Source organism: Mesorhizobium sp. B2-9-1, from assembly GCF_006439455.1.
Classification (GTDB): Bacteria; Pseudomonadota; Alphaproteobacteria; order Rhizobiales; family Rhizobiaceae; genus Mesorhizobium.
The window spans coordinates 190,359-207,731 of record NZ_VFTP01000006.1 but is presented as its reverse complement, the minus strand read 5'-3'; the positions used below and the strand labels follow the sequence as shown (position 1 = coordinate 207,731).

19 protein-coding genes are annotated in these 17,373 nt (G+C 63.4%); 12 read left to right on the top strand and 7 right to left on the bottom strand.

The window, feature by feature from the left end; all coding sequences use genetic code 11:
- Nucleotides 1-301: 301 nt before the first annotated feature.
- From pstS to phoB, 6 genes are all read left to right on the top strand, one after another.
- Entirely contained in the window at nt 302-1,360 is a 1,059-nt protein-coding gene (pstS, locus tag FJW05_RS14520; RefSeq protein ID WP_140633164.1) for a phosphate ABC transporter substrate-binding protein PstS, read from the top strand.
- A gap of 64 nt (nt 1,361-1,424) precedes the next feature.
- Nucleotides 1,425-2,411, top strand: a complete 987-nt coding sequence (pstC, locus tag FJW05_RS14515) for a phosphate ABC transporter permease subunit PstC (protein WP_140633161.1) — start codon at nt 1,425-1,427, stop codon at nt 2,409-2,411.
- 3 nt (nt 2,412-2,414) lie between these two features.
- Nucleotides 2,415-3,266, top strand: coding sequence for a phosphate ABC transporter permease PstA (gene pstA / locus FJW05_RS14510; RefSeq protein ID WP_140545896.1), 852 nt, complete (start codon nt 2,415-2,417; stop codon nt 3,264-3,266).
- Entirely contained in the window at nt 3,263-4,066 is an 804-nt protein-coding gene (gene pstB, locus FJW05_RS14505; protein WP_140545897.1) for a phosphate ABC transporter ATP-binding protein PstB, read from the top strand. Before pstA ends, pstB begins: the two co-directional genes overlap by 4 nt.
- 20 nt (nt 4,067-4,086) lie before the next feature.
- Entirely contained in the window at nt 4,087-4,794 is a 708-nt protein-coding gene (phoU, locus tag FJW05_RS14500) for a phosphate signaling complex protein PhoU (protein ID WP_140545898.1), read from the top strand.
- Between the two features lie 16 nt (nt 4,795-4,810).
- Nucleotides 4,811-5,500, top strand: coding sequence for a phosphate regulon transcriptional regulator PhoB (gene phoB, locus FJW05_RS14495; RefSeq protein ID WP_010911896.1), 690 nt, complete (start codon nt 4,811-4,813; stop codon nt 5,498-5,500).
- Nucleotides 5,501-5,822: 322 nt separating this feature from the next.
- Here phoB and FJW05_RS14490 read toward each other — a convergent pair whose 3' ends face one another.
- The gene (locus FJW05_RS14490) at nt 5,823-7,067 is read right to left on the bottom strand and encodes an ROK family protein (RefSeq protein WP_140633158.1); all 1,245 of its coding nucleotides are present in this window, start codon (nt 7,065-7,067) and stop codon (nt 5,823-5,825) included.
- Between the two features lie 268 nt (nt 7,068-7,335).
- On the opposite strand from FJW05_RS14490, the gene xylF reads away from it, so the two are divergent.
- The 4 genes from xylF to FJW05_RS14470 all read left to right on the top strand — a co-directional run bounded on the left by xylF (nt 7,336) and on the right by FJW05_RS14470 (nt 12,554).
- The gene (gene xylF / locus FJW05_RS14485) at nt 7,336-8,376 is read left to right on the top strand and encodes a D-xylose ABC transporter substrate-binding protein (protein WP_140633154.1); all 1,041 of its coding nucleotides are present in this window, start codon (nt 7,336-7,338) and stop codon (nt 8,374-8,376) included.
- 232 nt (nt 8,377-8,608) lie between these two features.
- Nucleotides 8,609-9,961, top strand: a complete 1,353-nt coding sequence (locus FJW05_RS14480) for a sugar ABC transporter permease (RefSeq protein WP_140545901.1) — start codon at nt 8,609-8,611, stop codon at nt 9,959-9,961.
- A 16-nt stretch (nt 9,962-9,977) separates the two neighbouring features.
- On the top strand, nt 9,978-10,778 hold the full coding sequence (locus FJW05_RS14475) for an ATP-binding cassette domain-containing protein (protein ID WP_140633151.1): 801 nt from the start codon (nt 9,978-9,980) through the stop codon (nt 10,776-10,778).
- 132 nt (nt 10,779-10,910) lie between these two features.
- Nucleotides 10,911-12,554: a CHASE domain-containing protein gene (locus tag FJW05_RS14470; protein WP_140633148.1), complete on the top strand. Its 1,644-nt coding sequence runs from the start codon at nt 10,911-10,913 to the stop codon at nt 12,552-12,554.
- A 78-nt stretch (nt 12,555-12,632) separates the two neighbouring features.
- Here the strand turns inward: FJW05_RS14470 and FJW05_RS14465 are convergent, their stop codons facing one another.
- The 5 genes from FJW05_RS14465 to FJW05_RS14450 form a co-directional block, all read right to left on the bottom strand.
- Nucleotides 12,633-12,878 (bottom strand): YMGG-like glycine zipper-containing protein, encoded by a 246-nt coding sequence (locus tag FJW05_RS14465; RefSeq protein ID WP_095767375.1) that lies wholly within the window; start codon nt 12,876-12,878, stop codon nt 12,633-12,635.
- A gap of 256 nt (nt 12,879-13,134) precedes the next feature.
- Nucleotides 13,135-13,305, bottom strand: a complete 171-nt coding sequence (locus FJW05_RS27445; RefSeq protein WP_181164947.1) for a hypothetical protein — start codon at nt 13,303-13,305, stop codon at nt 13,135-13,137.
- 218 nt (nt 13,306-13,523) lie between these two features.
- Nucleotides 13,524-14,555: a sensor histidine kinase gene (locus FJW05_RS14460; protein WP_140545904.1), complete on the bottom strand. Its 1,032-nt coding sequence runs from the start codon at nt 14,553-14,555 to the stop codon at nt 13,524-13,526.
- Between the two features lie 172 nt (nt 14,556-14,727).
- Complete coding sequence (locus FJW05_RS14455) at nt 14,728-14,892, bottom strand: DUF1328 domain-containing protein (RefSeq protein ID WP_018429836.1); 165 nt, start codon at nt 14,890-14,892, stop codon at nt 14,728-14,730.
- A gap of 169 nt (nt 14,893-15,061) precedes the next feature.
- A complete protein-coding gene (locus tag FJW05_RS14450) occupies nt 15,062-15,856 on the bottom strand; it encodes a response regulator (RefSeq protein WP_095767378.1) in 795 nt (264 codons plus the stop codon).
- 218 nt (nt 15,857-16,074) lie between these two features.
- On the opposite strand from FJW05_RS14450, the gene FJW05_RS14445 reads away from it, so the two are divergent.
- Entirely contained in the window at nt 16,075-16,278 is a 204-nt protein-coding gene (locus FJW05_RS14445; protein WP_095767379.1) for a NepR family anti-sigma factor, read from the top strand.
- 3 nt (nt 16,279-16,281) lie between these two features.
- Nucleotides 16,282-16,833, top strand: a complete 552-nt coding sequence (locus FJW05_RS14440) for an RNA polymerase sigma factor (RefSeq protein ID WP_040985057.1) — start codon at nt 16,282-16,284, stop codon at nt 16,831-16,833.
- 155 nt (nt 16,834-16,988) lie between these two features.
- Here the strand turns inward: FJW05_RS14440 and FJW05_RS14435 are convergent, their stop codons facing one another.
- Nucleotides 16,989-17,372, bottom strand: a complete 384-nt coding sequence (locus FJW05_RS14435; RefSeq protein ID WP_140633145.1) for a response regulator — start codon at nt 17,370-17,372, stop codon at nt 16,989-16,991.
- Nucleotide 17,373 lies beyond the last annotated feature (1 nt).

Sequence of the window (17,373 nt, the reverse complement as noted above, 5' to 3'; positions counted from 1 at the left end):
CCAGGCCATGATCCGCTCTGGCTTACAGGCAACGCACTCTCGTCCGGCTTTTATTTCCCGGCGGCCGTCATCCGGCCGCCGGGGATAAATTTTGTTTCAAAAGTCAGACAAGTTGCTGATTTCCGCGGCAAACTCCGGCCGGCCCTGCGAGGCTGACGCGGACCCTTCCGTGCATCCCCCTTCAGGCGTTACCGGGCTGACACGAAACTGTCATGCGACTGTAATAATCGAGGGCTATTGCGCTGACCGGGCGCCGATACACGGGTGCCGAAAGACCATCTTCCGAACAGGAGCAGGCCACATGAGACATTTCATCCGCTCGGCGGCCGTTGCAATTGCAATGGCTGCGGCATCAACCCTTAGCATGGCCGCCGCGATGGCAGCCGACATTTCCGGCGCCGGCGCCACCTTCCCCTATCCGATCTATGCGAAGTGGGCCGACACCTACAAGAAGGAGACCGGCATCGGTCTCAACTACCAGTCGATCGGCTCCGGCGGCGGCATCAAGCAGATCAAGGCCAAGACCGTGACCTTCGGCGCTTCCGACGCGCCGCTGAAGGGCGAGGATCTCACCTCCACCGGCCTCGCGCAGTTCCCGATGGTGATGGGCGGCATCGTGCCGGTCGTCAACCTCGAAGGCGTCAAGCCGGGCGAGCTGGTTCTGGACGGCCCGACGCTGGCCGACATCTTCGCCGGCAAGATCACCAACTGGAACGATGCGGCAATCAAGAAGCTCAACCCCAAGATCAAGCTGCCCGACCAGGCGATCGCGGTCGTGCATCGTTCGGACGGCTCGGGCACCACATTCAACTTCAGCTATTACCTGGCCGACGTCAGCGCCGACTGGAAGTCGAAGGTCGGTGTCAACACCGCGCTCGAATGGCCGGTGGGCATCGGCGCCAAGGGCAATGAAGGCGTCGCCAACAACGTCTCGCAGACCGGCGGCGCGATCGGCTATGTCGAATATGCCTATGCCAAGCAGAACAAGCTCACCTATACCGACATGGTGAACAAGGACGGCAAGAAGGTCGAGCCGACCGCGAAGGCGTTCTCGGCCGCCGCGGCCAATGCCGACTGGAACTCGCAGCCGGGCTACGGCGTCATCCTGGCCAACCAGGCGGGAGCCGAATCCTGGCCGATGACTTCCGCCACCTGGATCCTCGTCTACCAGAAGCCCGATGATGCGGCAGCCACGGCCGAAGCGCTCAAGTTCTTCGCCTGGTCCTATGCCAAGGGCGACAAGATGGCTGCTGAGCTTGACTACGTTCCGATGCCCGACAAGGTCGTGAAGAGCGTCGAGGAAATGTGGGGCAAGGACATCGTCGACAAGGACGGCAAGCCGGTCTACTCCGGCATGTAATTCCCGCTGAATGAGGAGGGCGTCTACGGCGCCCTCCTGTCTCTTTCGAAATGCGAGGGGCTAAATGACAGCCGTTTCCGAAGCCGCGACATCGTCCGCCATGCGGACCAGAGAAGCGACAGTGCGCCGCTTCGCCGTCACCGACATGGTCTTCCGGACGGCGACGCGCCTTTCCGCCATGCTCGTGCTCGTTCTGCTCGGCGGGGTCGCGATATCGCTGGTCGCCGGATCGTGGGAGGCGCTGTCGAAGTTCGGCTTCTCCTTCCTGACCACCGAATCCTGGAACCCGGTCACCGAGAACTTCGGCGCGCTTGCGCCCATCTACGGCACCATCGTCACCTCGGCCATCGCCATTCTCATCGCCGTGCCGATCGGCATCGGCATCGCCGTCTTCCTGACCGAGCTTTGCCCGCGCCCGCTCAGGCGCCCGATCGGCATCGCGGTCGAACTGCTCGCCGGCATTCCCTCGATCATCTACGGCATCTGGGGCCTGTTCGTCTTCGCGCCGTTCCTGCAGACGACGGTCCAGCCCTTCATCATCTGGCTGTTCAAAGGCATCCCCGGTCTCGACAGCCTGTTTGCCGGTCCGCCCTACGGCATCGGCCTGCTGACCTCGTCGCTGATCCTCGCCATCATGGTGCTGCCCTTCATCACGTCGATCACCAAGGACGTGTTCGACACGGTGCCGGCGGTCCTGAAGGAATCGGCCTACGGTATCGGCTGCACGACGTGGGAAGTGACCCGGCGCGTGACCATCCCCTACACCCGCGTCGGCATCATGGGCGGCGTCATGCTGGGCCTCGGCCGCGCGCTCGGCGAGACGATGGCCGTCACCTTCGTCATCGGCAACGCGCACCGCATCAGCGCCTCGCTGTTTGCGCCGGGCACGACGATCTCGGCGACTATCGCCAACGAATTCACCGAAGCCGACGGCAACCTCTATACATCCTCGCTGGTATCGCTCGGCCTGATCCTGTTCATCATCACCTTCATCATCCTCGCGCTCGCACGCTACATGCTCTTGCGCATCGATAGCCGCACGGGAGCCTGACCGATGTCGACTGCCCAATCGCTTCACCAAAGCCGCAAGCGCAAGAATGGCGTGATGATGACGCTGTGCGTCGTCGCGGCGGGCATCGGGCTGGCCTGGCTGGCGCTGATCCTCGGTGCCCTGCTCTACAAGGGACTTTCCGGGGTGTCGCTTTCGGTGTTCACGGAAATGACGCCGCCGCCCGGCGATGCCGGCGGCCTGCTCAACGCCATCTACGGCAGCATCGTCATGACGATCATCGGTATCTTCGTCGGCACGCCGATCGGCGTGCTGGCCGGCACCTACATGGCCGAATACGGGCGCTTCTCGAAGCTCACGACGGTGGTGCGCTTCATCAACGACATCCTCTTGTCGGCGCCGTCGATCATCATCGGCCTTTTCGTCTACGAGCTGATGGTGCGGCCGATGGGGCACTTCTCGGCGATCGCCGGCGCGGTCGCGCTGTCGATCCTGGTGATCCCCGTCGTGGTGCGCACCACCGAGGACATGCTGAACCTTGTGCCCAACGCGCTGCGCGAAGCAGGCACCGCCATCGGCGCGCCGCGCTGGGTGGTGATCCGCTCGGTTGCCTATCGCGCGGCGCTCTCCGGCATCGTCACCGGCATCCTTTTGGCGATCGCCCGCATCTCCGGCGAGACGGCGCCGCTTCTCTTCACCGCGCTCAACAACCAGTTCTGGTCGAGCAATCTCAATGCGCCGATGGCCAGCCTGCCGGTAACCATCTTCCAGTTCGCTCTCAGCCCCTACGAGGAATGGCAGCAACTGGCCTGGACGGGCGCACTCATAATCACCCTGACGGTTCTCGGGCTGAGCATCATCGCCCGCAGCCTAACCGGACGCAGAGAGGACAGATGAAACCGATGTTGTCCACCGACCTGAACGCAGCCGATACGACCGTCGAGAAGGCCAAGATCGAGGTCAAGAACCTTAATTTCTACTATGGCCAGTCGAAGGCGCTGAAGGACATCAACCTGTCCCTGCCCGAGCGCAGCGTGACCGCCTTCATCGGCCCGTCGGGCTGCGGGAAGTCGACGCTGCTGCGCGTGCTCAACCGCATCTACGAGCTCTATCCGAAGCAGAGCGCCGAGGGCCAGGTGCTGCTCGACGGCAAGAACATCCTCGACCGTTCGCAGGACCTCAACCTGCTCAGGACCAAGATCGGCATGGTGTTCCAGAAGCCGACGCCGTTCCCGATGTCGATCTACGAGAACATCGCTTTCGGCGTCAGGCTCTATGAGAAGATCAGCAAGGCCGAGATGGACGGCCGCGTCGAGCAGGCGCTGAAGCGCGCCGCACTCTGGAACGAGGTCAAGGACAAGCTCAACGCCAGCGGCCTCAGCCTCTCGGGCGGCCAGCAGCAGCGCCTGTGCATCGCCCGTACCGTGGCGGTGAAGCCGGAGGTCATCCTGCTCGACGAGCCGGCCTCGGCGCTCGATCCGCTGTCGACCGCCAAGATCGAGGAATTGATCGACGAGTTGCAGGCCGACTACACGATCGTCATCGTCACCCACAACATGCAGCAGGCGGCGCGCGTGTCGCGGCAGACGGCGTTCATGTATCTGGGCGAGCTGGTGGAGTTCGACCGGACCGAGAAGATCTTCACCTCGCCCCGCGAAAAGCGCACGCAGGACTACATCACCGGCCGCTTCGGCTGAGCTCATACGAGGACATCATCATGGCCGAACATACCGTCGCTTCTTTCGACGAGGATCTGAGACAGATCAGCCGGCTCATAAACGACATGGGCGATCTCGCCAGCTCGATGGTCGGCGCTTCGACCAGAGCCCTGCTCGAGACCGACAATGCCATGGCGCAGCGCGTCGTTTCCGACGATGCCATCATGGACGCGCGCCAGCGCGAGCTCGACGACCGCGCCATCACGCTGATCGCCAAGCGCCAGCCGATGGCCGATGATCTGCGCAACGTGGTCGGCTCGATCCGCATGGCGGGCGACCTCGAACGCATCGGCGATCTCGCCAAGAACATCGCCAAGCGCGTCGGTTCGGTCGGCGTCAGCGCCGCGCCGCGCGATCTCACGCATTCGATCGATTCCATGGCGCAGCTGGTACTGATCCAGGTCCAGGCTGTGATCCAGGAATATACGGTGGGCGACGCCACGGCGCTGGCCAAGCTTCGCAACGACGACGAGCGCATCGACGTCAAATACACATCCGTCTTCCGCGAGCTCCTGACCTACATGATGGAAGACCCGCGCAACATCACCGCTTGCACGCATCTTCTGTTCTGCGCCAAGAATCTCGAGCGCATCGGCGACCATGTGACCAACATCGCCGAGAACGCCTATTATGTGCTGACCGGCACGCAATTGCCCGCGAATCGTCCCAAGCAGGACGAGACGACAATGTCGGCGCCGGCGGCCTGACGAAGGGTATCTGCCAATGATCGCGCCACGCATCATGGTGGTGGAGGACGAGGAGCCGCTTGGGGTGCTGCTCCGCTACAATCTCGAATCCGAGGGTTACCAGGTCGAAGTGGTGACCCGCGGCGACGAGGCCGAAATCCGCCTTCAGGAAAACGTTCCCGATCTGCTCGTGCTCGACTGGATGGTGCCGGCAGTTTCCGGCATCGAGCTCTGCCGGCGCCTCAGGATGCGGCCCGAGACCGAGCGGCTGCCGATCATCATGCTGACCGCGCGGGGCGAAGAAAGCGACCGTGTTCGCGGCCTCTCGACCGGCGCCGACGACTATCTGGTCAAGCCGTTCTCGACGCCGGAGTTCATGGCGCGCGTCAAGGCGCTGCTGCGCCGCGCCAAGCCGGAGGTGCTGTCCAGCGTGCTCAAGGTCGGCGACATCGTGCTCGACCGCGAATCGCATCGCGTCTACCGCAAGAAGAGCGAGATCAGGCTCGGCCCGACCGAGTTCCGCCTGCTCGAATTCATGATGCGCCACCCCGGCCGGGTTTTCTCGCGTAGCCAGCTGCTCGACAATGTCTGGGGCGAGACGATCTATATCGACGAGCGCACCGTCGACGTCCATGTCGGCCGCCTGCGCAAGGCCGTCAACAACGGCCGCATGCCGGATGTCATCCGCACCATCCGCGGCGCGGGTTACGCGATCAGGGAAGATTAGGCCCAGGGCGCCGCAGTCCTGACGGGCCATGCACTTCCAGCATCCACGCTGGTGAGTAGCCGAGACGCTTGTGCCTCGTCATCCACGGGCGGAGCAAGGAGCGAAGCGACGCAGCGCAGACCCGAGGATCCATTCCGTGACGTCGACGCGCCGCGGCGGTCCAGAATTTTGCACCGCTGCGCTCGACGCGTGAGGTAACGGCATGGATTCCAGGGTCTCCGCGACGGAGCTTCGCTCCTGCTCCGCCCTGGAATGACGAAGCTGTGGGGCCTTCGCTAATTTCAAGCGTCTGCTGCTGTCCCCGGACCTCTTCAAGGCTGCCTCAGGCCACGTTCTTGCCTGCGGCACCCGCTCTCGCCTGGCCTCCCGGCGCGAAAATTTCCTGGTCGACGAAAGTCAGCGCGCGCATGGCGCAGCCTTCGCGGATCAGCGGCAACTCGTTCGGCTCGGTGTCGAAGGAGATCGATTCCGAGTGCTGGCCGCCGGCGGTCTGGGCGATCGCCTCGCGCAGCGCCGGCTCGATCAGGTCGAAGGCGGCCGCGCTGACGCCGACCATGGCGACGGGCGCCGGATCGATGAGGGCGAACAGGCTGCCGAGACCGAAACCAAGCGCTTCGCCGGCCCGGCGATAAGCCTCCCGTTCGGGGCCGTCCCTCTCGCGCGCCTTCGCGGCAAGGGCCCGCATGTCGGCGTCGCCGACGTCGACCGGCTCGGCGTCCTCGCTCATTTTCATGGCGCTGCGCCAGATCGCATAGTTGCCGGCATAGGCCTCGACGCAGCCGCGGCGGCCGCAGCGGCAAAGCGCCCCGCCCGGGCGGTGAATCATGTGGCCGAACTCGCCGCCGGAGGAATGCGTGCCAGTGAACAGCGCACCCTTGAGCACGAGACCCATGCCGATGCCGTGCGACAACAGGATGGCGATGAAGTCGTCGCGATAGCGCTCCGGGTCGCGCCATTGCAGCGCCACCGCCATCATGTTGCAGTCGTTCTCCATGGTGGTGGAGATGCCGAATTCCTTCTCGAGGATGTCGGCGAAAGGAATGTCTGTCAGCGGCGTTATCGGCGACCAGAGCATGGCGCGAGCATTAGAATCGGTGATGCCCTGAATGCCCATGGCGATGCGGGCGACGCTGCCAATGTCGAGGTCGGGATCCTGCAGCCGGCGCCGCACGATCGCCACGCATTCGCCGATCAGCTCGTCGCGGGGCATGACAAGCGTGTCCAGGCGCTGCTGCTCCTCGGCAACAACCTGACCGGCATAATCGATCACGGCGACCGACAGAAAGTTCAGCGACAACACCACGGTCAGCACCGCGGCGGCTTCAGGGTTCAGCGCCAGGCCGATCTGAGGCCGACCGCGTTTCAACGCCGTCGGCTCGCTGGCCTTGCTTTCGGTGAGAATGCCCTCCTGGATCAGGTCGGCGGAGATCGCCGAAATGGTCGAGTGGCTGAGACCGGTGGTGGCGGCAATTTCGGTTCGTGATGGCTGACCGGCGCGGCGTACCGCCGAAATCACCATGGCGCGGTTGCGCCGGCGCAAATCGTCGTGGCGGATTCCGACCGACATCGTTTCGCACGTCCTCCCCGGTCATCGCGGCCTTGTGATAATGCCATGGCCTGTCGCTGACACGCTAGGGATTGTGGCAGAAGCCAGGGGCTATGTCATTATTTATTGCGGATGCCGAAAAAAATGCCTGAGCCCATCAAAACCCATCAGAATCTCGGTTGACAGCGTCGTTGTGCTGGACCACTATTTTTTTGAGGCTCGAAAAAAAGCCTCTATGCCGGCCTTCGGGCCAGTCTGGGTCGCGCCGCACGGGCGCAGGGAGGATATCATGAAGAAATTTGCAGCCGCCATTCTGGCGGGCGTTGCCATGTCGCTGACGCTGGCGTCCGTAGCCGAGGCGAAGGACAAGGTGATCGGCGTGTCGTGGTCGAATTTCCAGGAAGAGCGCTGGAAGACCGACGAAGCAGCGATGAAGGCCGCCATCGAGGCCGCCGGCGACAAGTATATTTCGGCCGACGCGCAGTCCAATCCGGGCAAGCAGCTGACCGACGTCGAAAGCCTGATCTCGCAGGGCGCCAACGCGCTGATCATCCTGGCGCAGGATGCCTCGGCAATCGGCCCGGCGGTGCAGAAGGCGCTCGATGAAGGAATCCCGGTCGTCGGCTACGACCGCCTGATCGAGAACAAGGACGTGTTCTACCTGACCTTCGACAACAAGGAAGTCGGGCGCATGCAGGCCCGCGGGGTGTTCCAGGCCAAGCCGGAAGGCAACTATGTCTTCATCAAGGGCTCGGGTTCCGATCCGAACGCCGACTTCCTGTTCGCGGGCTCCATGGAAGTCCTGAAGGACGCGATCGACAGCGGCAAGATCAAGAATGTCGGCGAGGCCTATACGGACGGCTGGCTGCCGGCCAACGCGCAGAAGAACATGGAGCAGTTCCTGACCGCCAACGACAACAAGGTCGACGCGGTCGTGGCTGCCAATGACGGCACCGCCGGCGGCGTTGTCGCGGCGCTGACGGCGCAGGGGCTGGCCGGCACCGTTCCGGTCTCGGGCCAGGACGGCGACCACGCGGCGCTCAACCGCATCGCGCTCGGCACGCAGACCGTGTCGGTGTGGAAAGACGCGCGCGAGCTCGGCAAGAACGCCGCCGAGATCGCCTCGCAACTCGCCGACGGCAAGAAGATGGGCGACATCGCCGGCGCCAAGGACTTCACGACGCCCGGCGGCAACACCGTCAAGTCGCTGTTCCTGACGCCGATCGCGATCACCAAGGACAATCTCAACGTCGTCATCGACGCCGGCTGGATCAAGAAGGACGAGGTCTGCGCTGGCGTGCCTGCCGGCAGCGTCAAGGTCTGCAACTGAGCCTTGCCGGCCTTCGATCAAAAATACCTGCGCCGCGGCCAGGAGCGGTTCAATGAACCGCTCCTGGTTTTTGTTGCCGCAATCCCGGACGGAAAACCGCTACGCACTTTTCCTGGGATTGCTTTAAAGCCGCGGCGTTTTCTCAAAAGATTTTGCCGTTCTGCCTCGGGCGGGTAGCTTCTAGGCTGAGTTCCGGCATCCGCACCAGACGGCAAGCCGGCGGGAGGAAATCATGACCGACACGACGTCTACCCAACCGGCGGACACCGCGCGCGCGTCGGAACTCGGCACTGTGGCCCGGTTCCTGAAGGCGACCGAGCTCGACACCCGCATGCTGGGCATGATCGGCGCGCTGCTCCTGATCTGGATCGGGCTGCATGTGATTTCCAGCCTGCGGCTTGGCGTCAACCCGCTCGACTTCGACAGCCGCACGTTCCTGACGCCGCGCAATCTCTGGAACCTGTCGGTTCAGTCTTCGGCCGTGGCGATCATGGCCTCCGGCATGGTGCTGGTCATCGTCATGCGCAACATCGACCTGTCGGTCGGGTCGGCCGAAGGGCTGATCGGCATGGTCATGGGCTTTGCCCAGGCGCATTTCCTGGTTCGCTTCGTCGGGCTTGAACTGGGAAATCCCTGGATCTGGGTTCTGGCGTTGCTGATCGGCCTGGCGCTCGGCCTCATCATCGGCGCCTTCCAGGGCTTCGTCATCGCCTATCTCGAAGTGCCGGCCTTCATCGTCACGCTGGGCGGATTGCTGGTATGGCGGGGCGCTGCCTGGTGGGTCACCAGCGGCCAGACCGTTGCGCCGCTCGACGCCACATTCCAGTTGATGGGCGGCGGCCCGGCGGGCTCGATCGGCGCCAAATGGAGCTGGGCCGTCGGCATCGTCGCCTGCCTGGCGGTCATCTTCATGCACTTCAACGGCCGCGTGCAGCGCAAGCGCTTCCGCTTCCCGCTGCGTCCTGTCTGGGCCGAGACGTTGCTTGCCACGGTCACCTGCGCGGTCATCCTGGGCGCGGTGTGGCTCGCCAATTCCTATCCGTGGCCGGTCGGCATCGTGAACCGCTACGCCGCCGCCAACAACATCACCGTGCCCGAAGGCGGGCTGTTCATCGCGCATGGCATCGCCATTCCGGTCCTGATGGCGGTCGCCGTCGGCCTGATCATGACCTTCGTCACCAAGCGCACGCGTTTCGGCCGCTACGTCTTTGCTATCGGCGGCAATCCGGAAGCCGCCAATCTTGCCGGCATCAACACGCGCTGGATCACCATGAAGGTGTTCATGATCATGGGCGTGTTGGCGACGATCGCGGCGGCGATCTCGTCGGCCAGGCAGAACTCCTCGACAAACGCGCTGGGGACGCTGGATGAGCTGCTGGTCATTGCCGCGGCGGTCATCGGCGGCACGTCGCTCGCAGGCGGTTCCGGAACCGTGCTCGGCGCCATGCTGGGCGCTTTGCTGATGCAGTCGCTGCAATCCGGCATGGTGCTGCTCGGCGTCGATTCGCCGCTGCAGAGCATCGTCGTGGGCGCCGTGCTGGTCGTCGCGGTGTGGCTCGACACCCTCTACCGCAAGCGCGTCTGATAGGAGGAGAAGGACCATGGCTGAAAAATCCGCTCCCGCCGGCGTTCCGCTGGTCGACATGCGCAACGTTTCGATCGCCTTCGGCGGCATCCGCGCCGTCGACGACGCATCCGTCGATCTTTTCCCCGGCGAAGTGATGGCGCTGCTCGGCCACAATGGCGCCGGCAAATCGACGCTGATCAAGATCTTGTCCGGCGCCTATAAGCGCGACAGCGGACAGATATTCATCAATGGCGAGGAGGCTTCGATCTCCAATCCGCGCGACGCCAAGAAATACGGCGTCGAGACGATCTATCAGACGCTGGCGCTGGCCGACAATGTCGATGCCGCGGCCAATCTCTTCCTCGGCCGCGAGCTGATGACGGGTTGGGGCACGCTCGACGACGTCGCCATGGAAGCCGAGGCGCGCAAGGTGATGGGCCGGCTCAATCCGCGTTTCCAGCGCTTCAAGGAGCCGGTGATCAAGCTGTCGGGCGGACAGCGGCAGTCGGTGGCGATCGCGCGCGCGATCCTGTTCAACGCCCGTATCCTGATCATGGACGAGCCGACGGCGGCACTCGGCCCGCAAGAGACGGCGCAGGTCGGCGAACTGGTCAAGCAGCTCAAGGCCGACGGCATCGGCATCTTCCTGATCAGCCACGACATCCACGACGTGTTCGAGCTCGCCGACCGGGTCTGCGTGATGAAGAACGGCCAAGTCGTCGGCACCGCGCGCACGAGCGACGTCACCCAGGACGAGGTGCTCGGCATGATCATCCTCGGCAGATGCCCGCCAGGCGCCATTCCGGGCCCGGGGGCGCTGAAGATCGCGGCATGAAGTCGAACTGGTAGCCGGCTAATTAACGGCTGCGTGATGTGCCAGCCGCGGTGATGGTTTGACCGCGCCATTGTGTTGGCGCCGAGACTTGCCCATAAAGATCGTCGACCGTCCACGGGCCGCATCCTTGATTTGAAGAAGCTCTTTCCGATCGTTGCCTTTGTCGCCGTCGCGCTGATCAGCCTGACCATGGCAGGGTTCGCCTATTTCGCGACGCAGGAAGCGGCGCGAATCAAGTTCGAGGGCACGGCCGACGACGCGCTCAACCGCATCGAGAGCCGCGTCGACCTGCATCTGTCGCTGCTGCGTTCGACGCAGGCGCTGTTCGATGCCCGCAACGGCGACATCTCGCGCGGCGAATTCAAGGCCTTCTTCAGCGCGCTCGACATCGACGACAATTTCGCCGGACTGCGCGGCATCGGCTTCCTGAGGCTCGCCAAGACCGGCGACGAGGCGGCGGTGGAACGCGACATCCTGCACGATCATGGGTCGGCGCATCCGATCTATCCGGCCACCAGCGAGCAGCAATGGCGAACGCCGATCGTGCTTTTCGAGCCGCTCGATACGTCCAACCAGTCGTTCATCGGCTTCGATATGTTCAGCGAGCCGGCACGGCGGACGGCTATCGAGAAAGCCATGGCCGACGACCAGCAACATGCCAGCGGCCTTATCCAACTCGGCCAGGCCATGGGCGCGAAGCAGACCTTTCCGGGGTTCCTGGTCTTCGTGCGGCTGAACGTGGAAACGGCGCCGGACGTCATCAATGCCAGCCGCTCCTCGACCGCTGGCTTTCTCTACGCCGCTTTCCGCGCGCACGACTTGTTCCAGGTCGCGCTCAGCCACGCACCGCTGCTGCCGGTCAATGTCGAGGTCTATGACGGCAAGCCCGAGGCCGGCAATTTGCTATTCCGGTCGGAAGCTCCTCCGGCGGAACGCATCGGCGCGAGGTTTCTGGCACGCCGCGATATCGTCGTGGCGGGCCAGCCGTGGACTTTGCTGTTCAGGCCGACAAGCGCCTTCGAACCGCCGTCCTCGCGCGCCATTCCGGTGATGCTCGGACTGTTCGGCCTGCTGCTTGCCGGTGCCATCGCGTTGGTGGCACGCTACCAGGAGCGCACCTATGAGGCGAAATCGGCGCTGCACGAGGCGACCGAAAAGAGCCTGCTGGAAAAGGATCTGATCCTGCAGGAGATGAAGCACCGCATCAAGAATTCGATCACCCGCGTGCTGGCGATCGCGCGGCAGACGGCCTCGCAAGCCACCGACGTGAAGGAGTTTTCGGCATCGTTCTCGGCGCGCCTGCAGGCCATGGCCGCATCGCAGGACATGCTGACGCGTTCGCGCTGGCAGAAAGCCGATCTCGGCGACCTGCTGCGCATCGAGCTCGGGCAGGTGTTCGGCAAGGACCTTCCCGACGGCGTGTTGTCAGGGCCGGAAGTGCTGCTGGACGAGACGACGACGCAGGCGCTCGGGCTGACCTTCCACGAACTTGCCACCAACGCGCTGAAATATGGCGAGGCCGGCAGTTCGATCAATTCGGCCAAGGGAAATTGGGCTCTCAAGGTCGACTGGAGAGTCGAGGGCCGCGGCCGCCAGCGGACGCTGGTTCTGAACTGGCGCGAGGCGGGTCAGAAGGAACTGGAAGCGCCAGTCAAGACCGGCTTCGGCACCAAGTTGATAGATCTCAACGTCACGCGCGAATTGCGCGGCACGATCGCGCGCGACTACCACGCCGACGGATTGAAGGTGGAGATCAGGATTCCGCTGGCCGCGTAAGGTAAATCAGCGAGTTTGAATTTGAATTCAAAACAAACCGGAGGCCGGCTGCCGGCCCCCGGTCTTTCCCGTGCTGAACTAGTTGCAGCGAGCCGTGTAGATCCGGCCGCGATGATCGCGATACTGGCAATAGCCGTTGCGCAGGTTGCGAACCAGAAGGCCCGACCCGGCGCCGACGGCCGCGCCGATCAGCGCACCCTTGCTGCCGCCGACCAAGCCGCCCACGCCGGCGCCGATCAGGCCGCCGCCGACGACGTCCTGCTCGGTCGTTGTGCAGCCGCTGACAGCGACCACGGCAACCATGGCAATCATCATCTTCCGCATAGAATTGCTCCTCACTTTTGTCCTCACTTTCGGCAGTGCCAGCAACCATTTAGCATGAAAAAAGGTGGTTTGCCTGCCCGATTTTACTGTTGCCTAACGTAGTCTTTTCGGGGCGCTCGCCGTTCGACACGACAAGTATGCCAGGCACCTCCAGCATTGCGAACTCAGTGCCGTCGGGCCGCATGTTCCCGACGATCCGGTCACAGTCGTCCAGCGCGGGATCCGCAGTGGCTGAGGGTCAAAGCCGCATGCGGGGTCAGAACAATTGCCAGGCCGCGGTCAGCGCCACGGCGGCCAGAAGCGCGATCGCGCCCAGGCGGAGCGAAAGATGCGACGACCGCGGCGCCGGCGGCAGCTCGGCATCCTGGAAGCCGCTCATCGAGACGCGGGCGGCCTGCTCCAGCCTGTTCATGTCGGCAACCATCATTTCGGTCTCCCCAGGTCGCGCCGGGGCGCGGATGGGTTTCCGGCGCATCGTCAGCCGGGAGCACAGGATCGGACTTTATGGTGAACAGCCGGTTAAGGGCCTCCGCCGGCAAAGCGCTCCCGTCTCCGTTTTTACGCAATACGGACGGAAGGCTACGGCGAAGCCGCCTGACCGTTGCGCACTTTGCCTGGAATGCTCTTACGCCATCGGCGGCGCTCTCAATCCGTCTCGAAATTCCCGTGCGGGACGGTGAGACGGTATTCCATCCGGTCTCTGCCGATTTCTAGCGTTGCGGAGCCATTCAGCGACATCGGCACGACGCGTTCCAGCGCCACGCTGCCGAAACGCTTCTCATTGCGCGTCGCGTCGCCGACCGCCTCCGTCCAGGTCAGCAAGAGGTTGGGCGAGGTTCCGTCTTCGGCCTCGAGCCTGGCGCGGACCTCGACATGGCCGTCCGGCCGCGACAGTGCGCCATAGCTCACGGAGTTGACGGCCAGCTCATGCATGGCGAGACCGATATGCAGGGCGGCGTTAGGGTTGAGGTAAGGATTTTCGCCCGCGAACCGCAGGCTTTGAGCCAGATCGCTGCTGTAGCGGCCGACCTGGCCGGATACGAGCTCGTGCAGCGCGGCTCCTCGCCAGTTGGAGGATGTGACGAGATCCTGCGAAGACGCGAGCGATTGCAGCCGGCCGCGAAACCGCGCCAGGAACTCGCCGAGCGTCTCCGTGTAGCGCCCGGTCTGCGTGGCGATGCTCTGGATGATGGCGAGGAGATTTTTCGATCGATGGCTGACTTCGCGCAGCAATGTCTTCAGGGTCTGCTCGCGGCGTTTCTGCTCCGTCGTCTCCACCATCGTCGTGACGACGCCGAGGACATCGCCGGCTTCCCCGCGGTCTGCATCGATCCAAAGCTGGAACCAGCGTACGCCCTGGTGCCCCGGAATGCTGAGCTCGAGCTGGTCCGGGTTGCCGGATTCGATCACCTTGAGTTTGGCGGCCCTTATGCGTTCGGCCTGCGCCGGCGAGAGCAAGTCCTTGCCGTCGGCTGTATCGGACGCCCAGGGCGCGTTCATGTTGCGCGCCCAGACCGTTTCCATCTGCCGATCCTGGTAGAGAACCGAAATCCCGGCATTGTGCAGGGCATGAAGCAAGGCACGCCCGACCTGCATCCCGCTTTCCGAAGGATGCATCGCGATCACTTCGCCGTCTTGCTTTTCAAGCCTGTCTTGCGTGGGACCTTGGGAAGGCATCGGAAATCCCCCACTCGGCCCTTGAACGGCCCAATCCGCAACTTGTTCCGCACGAGCCGACACCCTGAAATTATAGGGCTCTCCAAAAACGGTCCGCCGGACGGTGCTCTTTCGAGGCGCCGTCCGGCGGTGGCTGGAAACCGTTTGAGGGGTGCGGCTTCCAGTGTTGCGGTCAGGCTCTCCTGAAGAGGCCTGCAATGAGCGAAATCACCAGGAAGGCGAGAAAGATGAAGAACAGGATTTGCGCGATGCCTGCCGATGTGCCGGCGATGCCGCCGAACCCAAGCGCGCCGGCGATGATCGCAACTACGAGAAATACGAGCGCCCAGTACAGCATGATGCGTCTCCTTCTTATGTCGGGAAAAGAACGTGGCCAGATGGCGTTTGTTCCACCATTTGCTGAAAAAGACGATCCCCTTGAGCGGGCTTTTCCGACCGCACACAGCCAAGCGTCACGCACGGCGCAAAGCCCCCGCATGACGTTCGAAGTCGAGCTTCGGAAGGGATCAGGCGGCGGCCTTGGCCTGACGGTCGAAGAACAGGGCCTGGCTGATCAAAGCCTTGACCATGTCGGGATTGAAAGGCTTGGTGACCAGGAAGGCCGGCTCGGGCCGTTCGCCGGTCAGCAGGCGTTCAGGGAAAGCGGTGATGAAGATCACCGGCACAGGCGTCGAGGACAAAATCTCGTTGACAGCTTCGATGCCCGAGCTCCCATCGGCGAGCTGGATGTCGGCCAAAACCATTTTCGGCCGCGTCCTGCCGAACAAGGCCACAGCCTCGGCATGCGTGCGCGCCGTGCCGACGACGCGGTGGCCAAGGCTCTCGACCATCTCCTCGATATCCATGGCGATCAGCGGCTCGTCCTCGATGATCAGCACGTCGGTCGCAACTTGCCGGGAAATCTCGTTGCTCGCCTGGGCAAGCAGCTCCGAGAACTCATCCTCGTCGACGTCGAGGATCTCCGCCGCCTCGTCCTCGCTGAAGCCCTCGACGGCAACCAGAAGGAAAGCCTGCCTCGGCAGGGGCGCGATCGCATTCAGATTGGCCGCGGCCCGCTGCTCCCAGGCGGTCTGCGCCTGTTCCTGCGGCACGCGGATGGCCACGGAGGTGAACAGCCTGGCGAAAACCTTATACAGCGCAATACGGTCGCTCGAGGCTTCGGGGAAGATATTGGTATCGGCGATAATGGCTTCCAGCATCGCGGCGACCAGCGCGTCACCGCTCTCCTGCGATCCCGACACCGCGCGCGAGAAGCGGCGAAGGAACGGGAGATGAGGAGCGATGGTTGCGGACAGACTCATTATTGACGTCTCCCTCAGATGACGTTTCATGTTCAAGGCCGCATTGGTTGCAAGCCCCTCTGCATCAAACGCCGGCTTTCGGAAAAAGTTCCGCCGGCCGCGGAACTAAATTAGCAGGCGAGCGTTTCGGGTCCAGGGATGGGCAACCAGACGAGGGTTCCGCTTGCGTTGTGGTTTGAAGTCGAAGAGCGGTTCGGGTGCTGGAAATTAGGGCTATTATGAAGGAAATGTCAAAAAAACAGATGGCTGATGCCGCAAGCCGGCATCGGAACGGGGATGGCAATCCGCTTGGTGCAAACTCCGAAATCGCTCGCAAGCTCAAGCAGTATTATGACGAACTGGTCTCGGATCATGTGCCGGACCGTTTCGCTCAGCTGCTCAGCCAGCTGGAACAGACCGAACCTGCCCAGAAAAAGGACTGAGGCATGGCGGCGGTATCCCAGAGCTTCAAGACCGAGCTGCTCGGCGCGATTCCGAGCCTGCGGGCTTTCGCCGTGTCGCTCACACAGAATGCCGACCGGGCCGACGACCTCGTCCAGGAAACGCTGGTCAAGGCATGGGACAAGCATGAGAGCTTCCAGCCGGGCACCAATTTGAAGGCCTGGCTGTTCACCATCCTGCGCAACGAATTCTATTCGCAGATGCGCAAGCGCGGCCGCGAAGTACAGGACAGCGACGGCATCATGACGGCCAGGCTTGCCGTTCATCCGGCCCAGCATGGCCAGCTCGATCTCAAGGATTTCCGCGGCGCGCTCGAGCAACTGCCCGAGGACCAGCGCGAAGCCATCATCCTGATCGGCGCTTCCGGCTTCTCCTATGAAGAAGCCGCCGAGATCTGCGGCTGCGCGGTCGGCACGATCAAAAGCCGCGTCAGCCGGGCGCGCGCCAGGCTGCAGGAGATCCTCAAGATTTCCGGAGAGGACGAGTTCGGGCCTGACGCGATCTCGGCGCAGGTCACAGGTTCGAACGCGGCTTAACTTTCGGGACGCGAAGGCGACAAGTTCCTGCTCGCGCTATTGGGCGTCGTCATTCGGCGCGCTTGACGTATCCGGCATTTCCTTGAGGAACCCGGATTCGCACCGGCCATGATGTGAGCGCGCAAGGCGGCCTGAGATCGCCTCGGCGGCGGCCGTCAGGCCGCCGGAGCGGCCCGTCCGCAGGCGATCGCCACGGCTTCGACGAGATCGTCGCCCGAGTAAGGCTTCGTCACCAGTCGAATGTCGGGGAACGAGTTCTTGACTTCGTCCGAATCCGCATAGCCGGAGGCGAATACGAACGGCACGCCCTCTGCGCGCAACCGCGCGGCGAAATCCAGGGTCGATACCCCGCCAAGCATCAGATCGACAACTGCCGCGTCGAAGCTCCAGGGCAGCGCCTGCCCGTCGATGTCGGCGATCTCTCGCGCGATCGTCACATCCGCGGCGCCGTGGTCACGGCAAAGCTGCTCGACATCCATCGCTATCAGGAACTCGTCTTCGAGGACGAGAATGCGCAATCCGTCAAGCAATGCTGTCACT